The organism is Pseudomonas entomophila, assembly GCF_029193575.1.
In the GTDB taxonomy this organism is placed as follows: Bacteria; Pseudomonadota; Gammaproteobacteria; order Pseudomonadales; family Pseudomonadaceae; genus Aquipseudomonas; species Aquipseudomonas entomophila_G.
This window is the reverse complement of sequence record NZ_JARGCS010000012.1, coordinates 553124-567435: the sequence shown is the minus strand read 5'-3', so window position 1 is coordinate 567435 and position 14312 is coordinate 553124. Positions and strand designations below refer to the sequence as shown.

The 14312-nt window shown below is 64.0% G+C and carries 15 protein-coding genes; 2 read left to right on the top strand and 13 right to left on the bottom strand.

Annotation, left to right across the window (positions count from 1 at the left end):
• Nucleotides 1–103: 103 nt before the first annotated feature.
• On the top strand, nt 104–427 hold the full coding sequence (gene fdxA, locus P0Y43_RS07315) for a ferredoxin FdxA (protein WP_004375459.1): 324 nt from the start codon (nt 104–106) through the stop codon (nt 425–427).
• 470 nt (nt 428–897) lie between these two features.
• Here the strand turns inward: fdxA and rpoS are convergent, their stop codons facing one another.
• From rpoS to P0Y43_RS07275, 8 genes are all read right to left on the bottom strand, one after another.
• Complete coding sequence (gene rpoS / locus P0Y43_RS07310) at nt 898–1905, bottom strand: RNA polymerase sigma factor RpoS (protein ID WP_275636621.1); 1008 nt, start codon at nt 1903–1905, stop codon at nt 898–900.
• A 108-nt stretch (nt 1906–2013) separates the two neighbouring features.
• On the bottom strand, nt 2014–2868 hold the full coding sequence (locus P0Y43_RS07305; RefSeq protein ID WP_275636620.1) for a peptidoglycan DD-metalloendopeptidase family protein: 855 nt from the start codon (nt 2866–2868) through the stop codon (nt 2014–2016).
• Nucleotides 2869–3053: 185 nt separating this feature from the next.
• The gene (locus P0Y43_RS07300) at nt 3054–3692 is read right to left on the bottom strand and encodes a protein-L-isoaspartate(D-aspartate) O-methyltransferase (protein ID WP_275636715.1); all 639 of its coding nucleotides are present in this window, start codon (nt 3690–3692) and stop codon (nt 3054–3056) included.
• 38 nt (nt 3693–3730) lie between these two features.
• Nucleotides 3731–4480: a 5'/3'-nucleotidase SurE gene (gene surE / locus P0Y43_RS07295; protein WP_275636619.1), complete on the bottom strand. Its 750-nt coding sequence runs from the start codon at nt 4478–4480 to the stop codon at nt 3731–3733.
• Entirely contained in the window at nt 4468–5526 is a 1059-nt protein-coding gene (gene truD / locus P0Y43_RS07290) for a tRNA pseudouridine(13) synthase TruD (RefSeq protein ID WP_275636618.1), read from the bottom strand. The genes surE and truD overlap by 13 nt, the downstream gene beginning before the upstream one ends.
• A complete protein-coding gene (ispF, locus tag P0Y43_RS07285; RefSeq protein WP_275636617.1) occupies nt 5523–5996 on the bottom strand; it encodes a 2-C-methyl-D-erythritol 2,4-cyclodiphosphate synthase in 474 nt (157 codons plus the stop codon). Before ispF ends, truD begins: the two co-directional genes overlap by 4 nt.
• 89 nt (nt 5997–6085) lie before the next feature.
• On the bottom strand, nt 6086–6940 hold the full coding sequence (gene fghA, locus P0Y43_RS07280; protein WP_275636616.1) for an S-formylglutathione hydrolase: 855 nt from the start codon (nt 6938–6940) through the stop codon (nt 6086–6088).
• Nucleotides 6941–6948: 8 nt separating this feature from the next.
• Nucleotides 6949–8061 carry an S-(hydroxymethyl)glutathione dehydrogenase/class III alcohol dehydrogenase gene (locus tag P0Y43_RS07275; RefSeq protein ID WP_275636615.1) on the bottom strand — a complete coding sequence of 371 codons (1113 nt, stop codon included), beginning with the start codon at nt 8059–8061 and terminating at the stop codon, nt 6949–6951.
• Nucleotides 8062–8167: 106 nt separating this feature from the next.
• On the opposite strand from P0Y43_RS07275, the gene P0Y43_RS07270 reads away from it, so the two are divergent.
• Nucleotides 8168–9064 carry a LysR substrate-binding domain-containing protein gene (locus P0Y43_RS07270; protein WP_275636614.1) on the top strand — a complete coding sequence of 299 codons (897 nt, stop codon included), beginning with the start codon at nt 8168–8170 and terminating at the stop codon, nt 9062–9064.
• 77 nt (nt 9065–9141) lie between these two features.
• Here the strand turns inward: P0Y43_RS07270 and ispD are convergent, their stop codons facing one another.
• From ispD to P0Y43_RS07245, 5 genes are all read right to left on the bottom strand, one after another.
• Complete coding sequence (gene ispD, locus P0Y43_RS07265; protein ID WP_275636613.1) at nt 9142–9849, bottom strand: 2-C-methyl-D-erythritol 4-phosphate cytidylyltransferase; 708 nt, start codon at nt 9847–9849, stop codon at nt 9142–9144.
• Nucleotides 9846–10127, bottom strand: a complete 282-nt coding sequence (gene ftsB, locus P0Y43_RS07260) for a cell division protein FtsB (RefSeq protein ID WP_054891061.1) — start codon at nt 10125–10127, stop codon at nt 9846–9848. The genes ispD and ftsB overlap by 4 nt, the downstream gene beginning before the upstream one ends.
• Nucleotides 10128–10286: 159 nt before the next feature.
• Entirely contained in the window at nt 10287–11576 is a 1290-nt protein-coding gene (gene eno, locus P0Y43_RS07255; protein WP_275636612.1) for a phosphopyruvate hydratase, read from the bottom strand.
• A 152-nt stretch (nt 11577–11728) separates the two neighbouring features.
• Nucleotides 11729–12574: a 3-deoxy-8-phosphooctulonate synthase gene (gene kdsA / locus P0Y43_RS07250; RefSeq protein WP_275636611.1), complete on the bottom strand. Its 846-nt coding sequence runs from the start codon at nt 12572–12574 to the stop codon at nt 11729–11731.
• A 4-nt stretch (nt 12575–12578) separates the two neighbouring features.
• On the bottom strand, nt 12579–14207 hold the full coding sequence (locus P0Y43_RS07245) for a CTP synthase (protein WP_275636610.1): 1629 nt from the start codon (nt 14205–14207) through the stop codon (nt 12579–12581).
• Nucleotides 14208–14312 lie beyond the last annotated feature (105 nt).

The window sequence follows — 14312 nt, the reverse complement described above, 5'->3', positions numbered from 1 at the left end:
GGTTCGCGGGTCCGCAGGCAATTAGCCTGGTCTGCGGCACATCGTGGATCGCGCTGCCCCGAGAGGAAGGGCACGCTGCCGTCGCCTGAGGAGAAAATTAGAAATGACCTTCGTCGTCACCGACAACTGCATCAAATGCAAGTACACCGATTGCGTGGAAGTCTGCCCGGTGGACTGCTTCTACGAAGGCCCGAACTTCCTGGTCATTCACCCGGACGAGTGCATCGATTGTGCGCTGTGCGAGCCGGAATGCCCTGCCCAGGCGATCTTCTCGGAAGACGAAGTGCCTGCAGGCATGGAGAACTTCATCGAGCTGAACGCCGAGCTGGCGGAGATCTGGCCGAACATCACCGAGCGTAAGGACGCACTGCCTGACGCCGAAGAGTGGGACGGCAAGACCGGCAAGATCGCCGACCTGGAACGCTGATCGGCGTCCAGATACGAAAAAGGCCCTACAAGGGCCTTTTTCATTTTCTGCGGGCAAAAAAAAGGGGCGGTTTGACCCGCCCACATTTTTTCCGTAGTCCCTGCTTGTCCCATTCATCATCCTGATGAATCGCGTCCTGCGATGTCCCTGGCGACCTATCCTTGGCCGCCTGTGCCAGTCCGTCGGCACAGTTCGAATACTAGCGACTCCAGATTTGAAGGCAACCGACAGGTATCTCAAAGTACTACCGTGGAAACATTTCCAAAAATCTAATAATTCTTTTATTTTCAATGACTTATGAATTATCACCTACTAAAAACGACAATGATTTACTGATCCTCAGTCCAATGTCTCACACACCTTGTAAGCAATGGCTTACATGCAAAGCTACAGCGGTGGCACTGGAAACCATTTCCATGGAAAACAAAAACGCCCCGAGGTCATCGGGGCGTTTTGCGTAACGTCGGCGCTTACTGGAATAGCGACTCGCTGGACAGGCCGTTCTTCTCCAGGATCTCGCGCAGCCGCTTGAGCCCTTCGACCTGGATCTGCCGCACCCGCTCCCGGGTCAGGCCGATCTCCAGCCCCACATCCTCCAGGGTGCTGCTTTCGTGGCCGCGTAGGCCGAAGCGGCGGATCACCACTTCACGCTGCTTGTCAGTCAACTCGCCCAGCCACTGGTCGATGCTCTGCGACAGGTCGTCGTCCTGCAGCAGCTCGCACGGGTCGGTGGGGCGATCATCGGTAAGGGTGTCGAGCAGGGTCTTGTCAGAGTCCGGGCCGAGGGACACATCCACCGAAGAAACACGCTCGTTGAGGCCGAGCATGCGCTTGACCTCGGCGACGGGCTTCTCGAGCAGGCCCGCGATCTCTTCCGGCGACGGCTCGTGGTCGAGCTTCTGGGTCAGCTCCCGCGCGGCGCGCAGGTAGACGTTGAGCTCCTTGACCACGTGAATCGGCAAACGGATGGTGCGGGTCTGGTTCATGATCGCCCGCTCGATGGTCTGGCGAATCCACCAGGTGGCGTAGGTCGAGAAGCGGAAGCCCCGTTCCGGGTCGAACTTCTCCACTGCGCGGATCAGGCCCAGGTTGCCCTCCTCGATCAAATCGAGCAGCGACAGGCCGCGGTTGACGTAACGGCGGGCGATCTTCACCACCAGGCGCAGGTTGCTTTCAATCATGCGCTTGCGCCCGGCGGGGTCGCCCTTCTGCGACAGGCGCGCGAAGTGCACTTCCTCTTCCGGCGAAAGCAGGGGCGAGAAGCCGATCTCGTTGAGGTACAGCTGCGTGGCATCGAGCGCGCGGCTGTAATCGATGTATTTGTGCTGCTTGAGCGATGAGCCTTGTTTGGCTCGGGTCCGAACCGAAGGTACAGCAGGTTCGTCTGACACCACATCCGTTTCCAAAACGATGCCGGTCTCCATCAGGAGCAGGTCATCGTCGATGTCAAACTCCGGCACTTCTTTGCTGAGAGCCATTGTTATAGTCCTTTGCTGAGTTCGAACTCAGACTCTAGCGGCACCTGATTCCCTGGCATCGCTGGAGCCTGTCCCCTCTACATCCAAGGAACAGGCCGGGTGCAACCATCAACGGCGTGGCAGGAACTGGAGAGGATCGACGGGTTTTCCCTGCCGGCGAATCTCGAAATGCAGCTTCACCCGATCAGTGCCCGTAGACCCCATTTCTGCGATCGTCTGCCCTGCCTTGACCTGCTGCCCCTCCCGAACCATCAGCCTACGGTTGTGACCGTAGGCACTGACGTAGGTATCGCTGTGCTTGATGATGACCAGCTCGCCGTAGCCCCGCAAGCCACTCCCGGCGTAAACCACCGCACCATCAGACGCAGCAAAAACAGGCTGTCCCAAATCACCGGCGATATCAATGCCTTTATTCAAACTACCGTTTGAAGCGAATTTTCCAATCAGCACACCGTTGGCCGGCCAGGTCCAGCCTCCGGCCGAACGCTCGGCGGCGGGCACTTGAGTGACCACTGGGGCGGTGCTGACCGCAGGCGGCGAAGTGGATTTGTCGGAGCTCGGCGGCGGCGTGGTGGTCGCCACCGGGCGGCGGATGACGGTGGTCTTGCTCGACGACGATGGGCTCGACACAACCGTGGTGCTGCCGCCCGCAGCGCTGTTGAAACGGATGGTCTGGCCGGGACGGATGGTGTAAGGCGCGTCGATGCTGTTGCGTGCGGCCAGCTCCTTGTAGTCCCAGCCGTAGCGGAAGGCGATGGAATACAGGGTGTCGCCCGGCTTGACGACATACTGCCCCGAGGTCACGGTCGGCCGCTTGGGCACCGTGCTGTTGCGGTCGACTACCCGCGCACCGCTCGGTCCGCTGCTGGAGCAGCCGGCCAGCAAGGTGCCCATGGCCAGCGCAATCACCAGAAGCTTGAAACCCGATCGATCCTTGCGCTGCCGCATGACTGTGTGACCCACCCGCGCTCCCCTCATGGTGCAGAAATCTGATGTGACAAAATGCAATATTGTTTCAATTATAACCGAGCCTACCCCATATGGGCGCTCGATCAAGGCCGCGCCCTCGATTGAGTCAGCGGGTGCCCCGCCAGATAGACAGGCCGGCGGCGCAAGAATTCTTCGTCGCCGCAAATATTCCGCCCAGCTCAGGCCACCGGGCCGTTGAGCAACGGCACGAAACGCACGGCGCCCAGCACCCGACGGGAGAAGCCGTGCTCCTCGCGGACGATCAGCATCAGTTGCTGCGACTCGCCAGCCGCGCCGACCGGGATCACCATGCGCCCCCCCGGCGCCAGCTGGTCCAGCAGTGCCTGGGGCACCTCCGGCGCCACGGCGGTGACGATGATGCCATTGTAGGGCGCCAGTGCCGGCCAACCCTCGCAGCCATCACCCCAGCGGAACACCACGTTGCGCAGGTTGAGTTCCACCAGGCGCTCCTTGGCGCGATCCTGCAGAACCTTGATGCGCTCGACCGAAAACACCCGCTCCACCAACTGGGCGAGGATCGCGGTCTGGTAGCCGGAGCCCGTGCCGATTTCCAGCACCTTGTCCAGCGGCCCCGCCTCCAGCAGCAGCTCGCTCATGTGCGCGACCATGAATGGCTGGGAGATGGTCTGGTTGTGCCCGATCGGCAGGGCGGTGTCTTCGTAGGCCCGATGCGCCAGCGCCTCATCGACGAACAGGTGACGCGGGGTACGGCGGATGGTCTCGAGCACTTTGGTGTTCGACACGCCCTCCTCGTACAGACGCTGGATCAGCCGCTCCCGGGTGCGCTGGGAAGTCATGCCGATGCCGCGCCGCTGCAGATCGTCCTGTTCACGCATCAGAGCAGCCCCTCCAGCCAGCCGTCGAGGCGCTCGAAGGCATCGTTGAAGGTGCGGTCCAGTTGCAACGGCGTAATCGACACGTAGCCTTGCATCACCGCATGGAAGTCGGTGCCGGGCCCGCCGTCCTCGGCATCACCGGCCACGGCGATCCAGTAGCCTTCCTTGCCGCGCGGGTTGACCACCTTGGTCGGCGCCGCGGCCCGGGCGCGGTGGCCCAGGCGGGTCAGCTGGATGCCACGGATGTGCTCCAGCGGCAGGTTGGGGATGTTGACGTTGAGCACCGTGCGCGGGGGCAGTTCCAGGCGCGACTGCGCCTCTACCAGGCGCCGGGCGACGTAGGCCGCGGTCGGCAGGTTGTCGGGCAGGCGCGAGAGCAGCGAGAAGGCCAGCGAGGTGCCGCCGAGGAAACGCCCTTCCAGCGCGGCGGCGACCGTGCCGGAATACAGCACGTCATCCCCCAGGTTGGCGCCCAGGTTGATGCCGGAAACGACCATGTCGGGCGTTTCCGGCAACAGGCCGTTGAGCCCCAGGTGCACGCAATCGGTGGGCGTGCCGTTGAGGCTGATGAAACCGTTGGCCAGGACCTGCGGATGCAGTGGGCGGTCCAGTGTCAGCGAACTGCTGGCACCGCTCTTGTCTTGATCCGGGGCGATCACCACGCACTCGGCATAGTCGGCCAGCGCTGCATGCAGCGCGGCGATGCCGGGTGCGGTAACACCATCGTCATTGGAAATCAGAATACGCATGGGCTGTCCGTCTGCCCTGCCGGCACCAGATCGACAAGCTCGCGCACCACCACGGTGGCGAAGCATCCGGCCGGAAGGACGAATTCCAGTTGCAGGATATCAGGCTCGGGATAATGCCATGTCAGACGCCCAATAGGGAGCCGCAAGATACGTCGTTCGTGACCTAGGCCCGCCCTGGCCAGCCATTGGCACAGTGCGGGCATCCGTTCAGCGACCTCGGTTTCAAGCACGGCGGTGGCGCCGGCACTGGTCGTGGCGCCTTCACCCCACATCGGGCCGGTAGGGTGCAGGTCGAGAATGGCCAGGCGTGGATCGGAACATTCCGCCTCGCCCGCCGGAAAGAAGCTACGGCTGTCGGTGAAGGCCAGCAGGTCGCCGACCTGCGCTCGGTTCCAGCTACCGTCGGCGACTCGCGCCGCCAGCACCTGGTTGAACAGGTAGCTGCGCCCCGCCGAAAGCAGCCGCGAACGCAGGTTGCGCTGTTCTGGCAGGGCCTCGCGGGCCGCCCACTCGAGCGCGTCGTGAACGTTGCCGCCGGCATGGCCGAAGCGCTGGGCGCCGAAGTAGTTGGGCACGCCCTGAGCCTTGAGTTGCTCCAGACGCGCGTCCAGCGCCTGGCGCTCGGCCGCCAGGGCCGTCAGGCGCAGGGTGAAGCCGTTGGCCGAATGCGCGCCGCGCTGCAGCTTGCGCTGATGGCGCACCTGCTTGAGCACGCGCAGGGTGGCGTCCTCGGCGCGCGACAAGTCGGGGTCGGCCTTGCCTGGCAGGTGCAGGCTGAACCATTGCCGGGTCAGGGCCTGACGGTCCTTGAGCCCGGCGTAGCTGATCGCCCGCACCGGCACACCGGCGGCACGGGCCAGACGGCGGGCGGCCTCCTCGGTGTTGAGGTCGCGCTTCTCGACCCACAGCCACAGGTGCTCGCCTTGGCCGGACAGCGGGATGTCCAGTACCTCGTCGACCTGGAAATCCTCGGCCACGGCCTTGAGCACCGCACTCCCCAGCGCGGCCCCGCAGGCCCGCGGCCCCAGCAGTTCCTGTTCGGTCATACGGGCAGCAGCAGGGCCACCGCGTGTACCGCGATGCCCTCCTCACGACCAGTGAAGCCGAGCTTCTCGGTGGTGGTGGCCTTGACGTTGACCTGGTCGAGCTCGACCTGCAGGTCCGCGGCGATGCGCTCGCGCATGGCCTGGATGTGCGGCGCCATCTTCGGCGCCTGGGCGACGATGGTGGTGTCGACGTTACCCACCTTCCAGCCCTTGGCCTGGACGATGCTCAGCACATGGCGCAGCAACACGCGGCTGTCGGCGCCCTTGAACTGCGGGTCGGTGTCGGGGAAGTGCTTGCCGATGTCGCCGAGGGCCGCCGCGCCGAGCAGGGCATCGCTCAGGGCGTGCAATACCACGTCGCCGTCGGAGTGGGCCAACAGGCCAGAGGTGTGAGGGATGCGCACGCCTCCCAAGGTAATGAAATCACCGTCGGTGAAGCGGTGCACATCGTAGCCGTGGCCAATACGCATAGAAAAACGCCCTGATGAAGTCAGGGCGTGATTCTACCTGCTTTTACCGTGCAGTTGCGGGGGTTGCGCAGGCGAGCGCAGGGACCGCGCTATACACGCCCCAGCGCCATGGCGTGATGGCGCAGGTGCTCGTCGATGAAACTGGCGATGAAGTAGTAGCTGTGGTCATACCCCGGCTGCAAGCGCAGGGTCAGCGCATGCCCGCCCTTGCGCGCCGCCTGCTCCAGCGCCTGGGGCTTGAGCTGCTTGTCGAGGAAGTCGTCACGGTCGCCCTGGTCGATCAGCAGTGGCGGGCACTGCCCGCTCGGGGTTTCGGCCAGCAGCACGCTGGCATCCCACTCGCGCCAGCGTGCCCGGTCTTCGCCCAGGTAGCGGGAGAAGGCCTTCTCGCCCCATGGGCAATCCATGGGGTTGCTGATCGGCGAGAACGCCGACACCGAACGATAACGCCCAAGGTTGCGCAAGGCGCACACCAGTGCGCCATGCCCGCCCATGGAGTGACCGCTGATACTGCGTTGGTCAGAGGCCGGGAAATGCGCCTCGATCAGTGCTGGCAGCTCCTGCACCACATAGTCATGCATGCGGTAGTGCTGGGCCCAGGGTTGCTGGGTGGCATTGAGATAGAAGCCGGCACCCAGGCCGAAGTCCCAGGCGCCGTCCGGGTCGCCCGGCACCTGCTCGCCACGCGGACTGGTGTCGGGGGCGACGATGATCAGCCCGAGCTCGGCGGCCAGGCGCTGGGCGCCAGCCTTCTGCATGAAGTTCTCGTCGGTGCAGGTCAGCCCGCTGAGCCAGTACAGCACCGGCAGTGTCTCGCCCTGCTCGGCCTGCGGCGGCAGGTAGACGGCGAAGACCATGTCGCAGCCCAGCACCTTGGAGTGATGCCGGTAGCGCTTGTGCCAGCCGCCGAAGCTTTTCTGGCAGGAGATGTTTTCCAGGCTCATGGCTGACCTCAGAAGTGGATCACGCTGCGAATGCTCTTGCCTTCGTGCATCAGGTCGAAGGCTTTGTTGATGTCCTCCAGGCCCATGGTGTGGGTGATGAAGGTATCCAGCGGAATCTCGCCCTTCTCGGCCATCTCGACGTAGCTTGGCAGTTCGCTGCGACCGCGCACGCCGCCAAACGCCGAACCGCGCCAGACGCGACCGGTGACCAGCTGGAACGGACGGGTGGCGATTTCCTGGCCGGCACCGGCGACACCGATGATCACCGATTCGCCCCACCCCTTGTGGCAGCATTCCAAGGCCGCACGCATCAGTTGCACATTGCCGATGCACTCGAAGGAGAAGTCCACACCGCCGTCGGTGAGATCGACGATCACTTCCTGGATGGGACGGTCGTAATCCTTCGGGTTAACGCAATCGGTCGCGCCCAACTGGCGGGCGATCTCGAACTTGGCCGGGTTGATGTCGATGGCGATGATGCGCGAGGCCTTGGCCTTGACCGCGCCGATCACCGCCGACAGGCCGATGCCGCCCAGGCCGAAGATCGCCACGGTGTCGCCCGCCTTGACCTTGGCGGTGTTGAGCACCGCGCCGATACCGGTCGTGACGCCGCAGCCGAGCAGGCAGACTTTCTCCAGCGGCGCTTCTTTCTGGATCTTGGCCACGGAGATTTCCGGCAGCACGGTGTACTCGGAGAACGTCGAGGTGCCCATGTAGTGGAACAGTGGCTGGCCCTTGTAGCTGAAGCGCGTGGTGCCGTCGGGCATCAGGCCCTTGCCCTGGGTGGCGCGGATCGCCTGGCACAGGTTGGTCTTGCCGGAGCGGCAGAATTTGCACTGGCCGCACTCTGGGGTGTAGAGCGGGATGACATGATCGCCCACCGCCACCGAGGTCACGCCCTCGCCCACCGCTTCGACGATCGCCCCGCCCTCGTGGCCGAGAATGGCCGGGAAGATGCCTTCCGGGTCGGCGCCAGACAGCGTGTAGGCGTCGGTGTGGCAGACACCCGAGGCGACGACGCGCAGCAATACTTCACCGGCCTTGGGCATGGCCACGTCGACTTCGACGATTTCCAGGGGTTTCTTGGCCTCGAAGGCGACGGCGGCGCGGGACTTGATCATTACGGGTCTCCAGACAGGTGTCGATGTAGGCCTTCAGTGTAATTCACCGCCTTTTGAGGAATAATCCGAGCCAACACAAAACATTATTGCCATGCAGGGATAATCCATGAGCAGCCGCTGGGAAGGGATCGACGAATTCGTCGCGGTGGCCGAGTCCGGCCAGTTCACCGCGGCAGCCGAGCGCCTGGGCGTGTCGTCTTCGCACATCAGCCGGCAGATCGCCCGCCTCGAGGAGCGTCTGCAAACCCGCCTGCTGTACCGCAGCACCCGGCGCGTGACCCTGAGCGAGGCCGGGCAGACCTTCCTGCAACATTGCCAGCGCTTGCAAGATGGCCGCGAGGAAGCCTTGCGCGCCATGGGCGACCTTGCCAGCGAGCCCAAGGGCCTGCTGCGCATGACCTGCGCGGTGGCCTATGGCGAGCGTTTCATCGTGCCGTTGGTGACGCGCTTCATGGGGCTTTACCCGCAGTTGCGGGTGGAAGTGGAACTGAGCAACCGCACCCTGGACCTGGTGCACGAAGGCATGGACCTGGCCATCCGCCTCGGCCGCTTGCAGGATTCGCGGCTGGTGGCCACGCGCCTGGCGCCTCGGCGCATGTACCTGTGTGCCTCGCCGGCGTACCTGGAGCGCTATGGGCGGCCGCATAGCCTGTCGGAGCTGGCGCGGCACAACTGCCTGGTCGGCAGTTCGGACCTGTGGGCCTTGCAGCAGGAGGGGCGGGAAATCAGCCAGCGGGTGCAGGGCAACTGGCGCTGCAACAGTGGGCAGGCGGTATTGGATGCGGCCTTGCAAGGGATGGGGTTGTGCCAGCTGCCGGACTATTACGTGCTCGAGCACCTGCACAGTGGCGCGCTGGTGTCGTTGCTGGAGGCACACCAGCCACCGAACACGGCGGTGTGGGCGCTTTACCCGCAGCAACGGCATCTGTCGCCGAAAGTGCGCAGGTTGGTGGATCATCTCAAGGAGGGGTTGGCGCGGTTGCCGGAGTATCGGGCCGGGTGAATCGTAGTGGCTGTGCCGGCCCTATCGCGGGGCAAACCCGCTCCTGCAGGTTCACCACCAGCCCGGACCATCACTGATCAGCGCCGTGCGGCCCAGCGCTGACGCAACCACTCCAGGTCTTCCGGGCGGGTGACCTTGAGGTTGTCGCTGCGCCCTTCGACCAAGCGCGGCGCATGCCCGGCCCATTCGATCGCGGACGACTCGTCGGTGACCGCCACCTCCGACACCAGGCACTCGGCCAACGCCCGGTGCAAGGTGCCCAAGCGGAACATCTGCGGCGTATAGGCCTGCCAGATGGTGCTGCGGTCGACCGTGGCCGCCACCCGGCCCTGGGCATCGGCACGCTTGAGCGTGTCGCGCGCCGGCACAGCCAACAGGCCACCCACCGGGTCATCGGCCAGCTCGTGCAACAGCTTGTCCAGGTCGCTGCGCGCCAGGTTCGGCCGCGCCGCATCGTGCACCAGCACCCAATCACCGTCTGCCGCCCCTTGGGCATGCAGCAGCAACAGGGCATTGAGCACCGAGTCGGCCCGCTCGCGCCCACCCGCCGCACGCTGGATGCGCGGGTCACCGGCGCAACGCAGGCCAGGCCAGTAGGGGTCGTCGGCGGCAATGCTGACCACCACGCCCTTGAGCGCGGGGTGGTCGAGGAAACAGTCGAGGCTATGCTCGAGAATCGTCTGCCCGCCCAGTTGCAGGTATTGCTTGGGACGGTCGGCAACCATGCGGGCGCCAACGCCCGCGGCGGGAATCACGGCCCAGAAGGCCGGCAGTGGCTGGGTCATTTCTGCGGCAACTGGTAGAGGGTTTCACCCTCCTTGACCATCCCCAGTTCATGACGAGCCCGTTCTTCGACGGTCTCCATGCCTTTTTTCAACTCCAGGACTTCTGCGTCGAGCACACGATTGCGCTCCAGCAACCGTTCGTTTTCCGCATGCTGGTCGGCGATCTGCTGCTGAAGCTCGGCCACTTGCGCCAGGCTGCCATTACCCACCCAAAGGCGATATTGCAGGCCACCGAGAAGCAGGAGCAGGACGAGAAACAACCAATAGGGACTGCGCATCAAGGTATCCAGAGGTTAAAAGACCGCGACACAGGGGTCTCGAACAGCACGAAGCCTGGCCAAGGCCAGGCTTCGTCGACAGAAACCCGCAGCAAGCGCCCGAGCCCTCAGTGAGAGCGCTCAGGCAGCCTCGGCTGCTGTCTTTTTACCATCTCTTGCTCAGCCGCGAAACTCGGCACGGCCACGGTAGACCGCCTTGGCGCCCAGTTGCTCTTCGATGCGCAGCAGTTGGTTGTACTTCGAGACGCGGTCGGAACGGCACAGCGAGCCAGTCTTGATCTGGCCAGCGGCGGTACCGACGGCCAGGTCGGCAATGGTCGAGTCCTCGGTTTCACCGGAACGGTGCGAGATCACCGCGGTGTAGCCAGCGGCCTTGGCCATCTGGATGGCTTCCAGGGTTTCGGTCAACGAGCCGATCTGGTTGAACTTGATCAGGATCGAGTTACCGATGCCCTTCTCGATGCCTTCCTTGAGGATCTTGGTGTTGGTCACGAACAGGTCGTCGCCGACCAACTGGACCTTGGCGCCGATCTTGTCGGTGAGGATCTTCCAGCCTGCCCAGTCGGACTCGTCCAGGCCGTCTTCGATCGAGATGATCGGGAAGCGCTCGGTCAGGCCCTTCAGGTACTCGGCGAAACCTTCGGCGTCGAACGACTTGCCTTCGCCGGACAGGTTGTACTTACCGTCTTCATAGAACTCGGAAGCGGCGCAGTCCAGGGCCAGGGTGACGTCGGTGCCCAGCTTGTAGCCGGCTTTCTCGACAGCCTCGGCGATGGCGGCCAGGGCGTCTTCGTTGGAAGCCAGGTTCGGGGCGAAGCCACCTTCGTCACCGACAGCGGTGTTCAGGCCACGGGCCTTCAGCACGGCTTTCAGGTGATGGAAGATCTCGGTGCCCATGCGCAGGCCGTCGGAGAAGGTCTTGGCGCCAACCGGCTGGACCATGAACTCCTGGATGTCGACGTTGTTATCGGCGTGCTCGCCACCGTTGATGATGTTCATCATCGGCACGGGCATGGAGTACTGGCCCGGGGTGCCGTTGAGGTTGGCGATGTGCGCGTACAGCGGCAGGTCCTGGTCCTGGGCGGCCGCCTTGGCGGCAGCCAGGGACACGGCGAGGATGGCGTTGGCGCCCAGCTTGGCCTTGTTCTCGGTGCCGTCCAGTTCGATCATGGCGCGGTCGAGGGCTTTCTGGTCGGACGGGTCCTTGCCCAGCAGCAGGTCACGGATCGGGCCGTTGATGTTGCCGACAGCCTTCAGCACGCCCTTGCCCAGGTAACGGCTCTTGTCGCCATCACGCAGCTCCAGCGCTTCGCGCGAGCCAGTGGAAGCACCCGACGGCGCGCAGGCGCTGCCGATGATGCCGTTGTCGAGCAGCACATCGGCTTCCACGGTGGGGTTGCCACGCGAATCGAGAACTTCACGACCTTTGATGTCGACGATCTTTGCCATTGTTGTAAGCACTCCAGAATTGACGAAAACAACGCAGCTTTGGGAATTCTTGCCGTTCACCAGGCGACATGGCACGGGCAGGCCTGGCGAAGGGAGCCCCTGACCGATAGGTCAGGGGTGGAACGGGCGGTACTTTACCCGAGAAATGCGCTTTACGCGGTTTCTACCGTCGGAAAACTTTTCACCAGGTCGTCCAGCTGCTTGAGCTGGGCCAGGAACGGCTCGAGCTTGTCCAGGCGCAGGGCGCACGGGCCATCGCACTTGGCGTTGTCCGGGTCAGGGTGGGCCTCGAGGAACAGGCCCGCCAGGCCCTGGCTCATGCCGGCCTTGGCCAGGTCGGTGACCTGGGCGCGGCGGCCACCGGCGGAGTCGGAGCGACCGCCCGGCATCTGCAGGGCGTGGGTCACGTCGAAGAACACCGGGTACTGGAACTGCTTCATGATGCCGAAGCCGAGCATGTCCACCACCAGGTTGTTGTAGCCGAAGCTCGAACCGCGCTCGCAGAGGATCAACTGGTCATTACCGGCCTCCTCGCACTTGGCCAGGATGTGTTTCATCTCCTGGGGCGCGAGGAACTGGGCTTTCTTGATGTTGATCACCGCGCCGGTCTTGGCCATGGCCACGACCAGGTCGGTCTGGCGCGACAGGAAGGCCGGCAGCTGGATGATGTCGCAGACCTTGGCCACCGGCTCGGCCTGGTAGGGCTCGTGCACATCGGTGATCACCGGCACGTTGAAGGTGCGCTTGATCTCTTCGAAGATCTTCAGCCCTTCTTCCATGCCCGGGCCGCGGTAGGACGTCACCGACGAACGGTTAGCCTTGTCGAAGCTGGCCTTGAACACGTAAGGGATGCCGAGTTTCTCGGTGACCCGCACGTATTCTTCGCAGACCTTCAGGGCCAGGTCACGGGATTCCAGCACGTTCATGCCGCCGAACAGGACGAACGGCTTGTCGTTGGCGATCTCGATGTTACCGACGCGAATGATCTTCTGGGTCATGGGCTCAGGCCTTGTTCTTCTGCGCCAGGGCCGCCTTGACGAAACCACTGAACAGCGGGTGGCCGTCACGCGGGGTCGAGGTGAACTCGGGGTGGAACTGGCAGGCGACGAACCATGGGTGGTCCTTGGACTCGACCACTTCCACCAGCGCGCCGTCCTCGGAACGACCGGAAACCACCAGGCCGGCTTCGATCAACTGCGGCAGCAGGTTGTTGTTCACCTCGTAGCGGTGACGGTGACGCTCGGTGATCACGTCGTTGCCGTAGCAGTCGTGGACCTTGGAGCCGGCGATCAGCTGGCAGTCCTGCGCGCCCAGGCGCATGGTGCCGCCCAGGTCGGAGGCTTCGGTGCGGGTCTCGACGGCGCCGGTGGCATCGGCCCATTCGGTGATCAGACCGACGACCGGGTGGCCGCTGTTGCGGTCGAACTCGGTGGAGTTGGCGTCGCTCCAGCCCATCACGTTGCGGGCGAACTCGATGACGGCGACCTGCATGCCCAGGCAGATACCCAGGTAAGGCACCTTGTTCTCACGGGCGAACTGCACGGCCTTGATCTTGCCTTCCACGCCGCGCAGGCCGAAACCGCCGGGCACCAGGATGGCATCGGCGCCTTCGAGCAGGCTGGTGCCCTGGTTCTCGATGTCTTCGGAGTCGATGTAGCGCAGGTTGACCTTGGTGCGGTTGGTGATGCCGGCGTGGCTCATCGCTTCGATCAGCGACTTGTACGCGTCCAGCAGCTCCATGTACTTGCCGACCATGGCGATGGTGACTTCATGCTCGGGGTTGAGCTTGGCGTCGACGACCTTGTCCCATTCGGACAGGTCGGCGCCGTTGCACTGCAGGCCGAAGCGCTCGACGACGAAGTCGTCCAGGCCCTGGGCATGCAGCACACCCGGGATCTTGTAGATGGTGTCGACGTCTTCCAGCGAAATGACCGCACGCTCTTCGACGTTGGTGAACAGGGCGATCTTGCGGCGCGAGGACGCATCGACCGGGTGGTCGGAGCGGCAGATCAGCACGTCCGGCTGCAGGCCGATGGAACGCAGCTCCTTGACCGAGTGCTGGGTCGGCTTGGTCTTGGTCTCGCCGGCGGTGGCGATGTACGGGACCAGGGTCAGGTGCATCAGCATGGCGCGCTTGGAGCCCACTTCGACGCGCAGCTGGCGGATCGCCTCGAGGAACGGCTGCGACTCGATGTCGCCGACGGTGCCGCCGATCTCCACCAGGGCCACGTCGGCATCGCCGGCGCCCTTGATGATGCGGCGCTTGATCTCGTCGGTGATGTGCGGGATGACCTGGATGGTCGCGCCCAGGTAGTCGCCACGGCGCTCCTTGCGCAGCACGTGCTCGTAGATACGGCCGGTGGTGAAGTTGTTGTTCTGGGTCATGGTGGTGCGGATGAACCGCTCGTAGTGGCCCAGGTCGAGGTCGGTCTCGGCGCCGTCGTGGGTGACGAATACTTCACCGTGCTGGAACGGGCTCATGGTGCCCGGGTCGACGTTGATGTACGGGTCCAGCTTGAGCATGGTGACCTTGAGCCCCCGCGCTTCCAGGATGGCCGCCAGGGAAGCCGAGGCAATGCCTTTCCCCAATGAAGAAACAACACCGCCCGTGACGAATATGTAGCGCGTCATGAAAAACCCTAGAAGTCTGCGTTAAGGCGGCCAGCGCCGCCGGAGAAAGCGAAGGAAGGCCGAAGCCCCCGGTCACCTGCGTCAATCACAGTGCATCTCGAAAAA

Coding starts and splice junctions, on each gene's coding strand:
- fdxA (WP_004375459.1), top strand. CDS start 104: ATGACCTTCGTCGTCACCGACAACTGCATCAAATGCAAGTACACCGAT.
- rpoS (WP_275636621.1), bottom strand. CDS start 1,905: ATGGCTCTCAGCAAAGAAGTGCCGGAGTTTGACATCGACGATGACCTG.
- P0Y43_RS07300 (WP_275636715.1), bottom strand. CDS start 3,692: ATGACTTCCCAGCGCACCCGGGAGCGGCTGATCCAGCGTCTGTACGAG.
- surE (WP_275636619.1), bottom strand. CDS start 4,480: ATGCGTATTCTGATTTCCAATGACGATGGTGTTACCGCACCCGGCATC.
- truD (WP_275636618.1), bottom strand. CDS start 5,526: ATGACCGAACAGGAACTGCTGGGGCCGCGGGCCTGCGGGGCCGCGCTG.
- ispF (WP_275636617.1), bottom strand. CDS start 5,996: ATGCGTATTGGCCACGGCTACGATGTGCACCGCTTCACCGACGGTGAT.
- fghA (WP_275636616.1), bottom strand. CDS start 6,940: ATGAGCCTGGAAAACATCTCCTGCCAGAAAAGCTTCGGCGGCTGGCAC.
- P0Y43_RS07275 (WP_275636615.1), bottom strand. CDS start 8,061: ATGATCAAGTCCCGCGCCGCCGTCGCCTTCGAGGCCAAGAAACCCCTG.
- P0Y43_RS07270 (WP_275636614.1), top strand. CDS start 8,168: ATGAGCAGCCGCTGGGAAGGGATCGACGAATTCGTCGCGGTGGCCGAG.
- ispD (WP_275636613.1), bottom strand. CDS start 9,849: ATGACCCAGCCACTGCCGGCCTTCTGGGCCGTGATTCCCGCCGCGGGC.
- ftsB (WP_054891061.1), bottom strand. CDS start 10,127: ATGCGCAGTCCCTATTGGTTGTTTCTCGTCCTGCTCCTGCTTCTCGGT.
- eno (WP_275636612.1), bottom strand. CDS start 11,576: ATGGCAAAGATCGTCGACATCAAAGGTCGTGAAGTTCTCGATTCGCGT.
- kdsA (WP_275636611.1), bottom strand. CDS start 12,574: ATGACCCAGAAGATCATTCGCGTCGGTAACATCGAGATCGCCAACGAC.
- P0Y43_RS07245 (WP_275636610.1), bottom strand. CDS start 14,207: ATGACGCGCTACATATTCGTCACGGGCGGTGTTGTTTCTTCATTGGGG.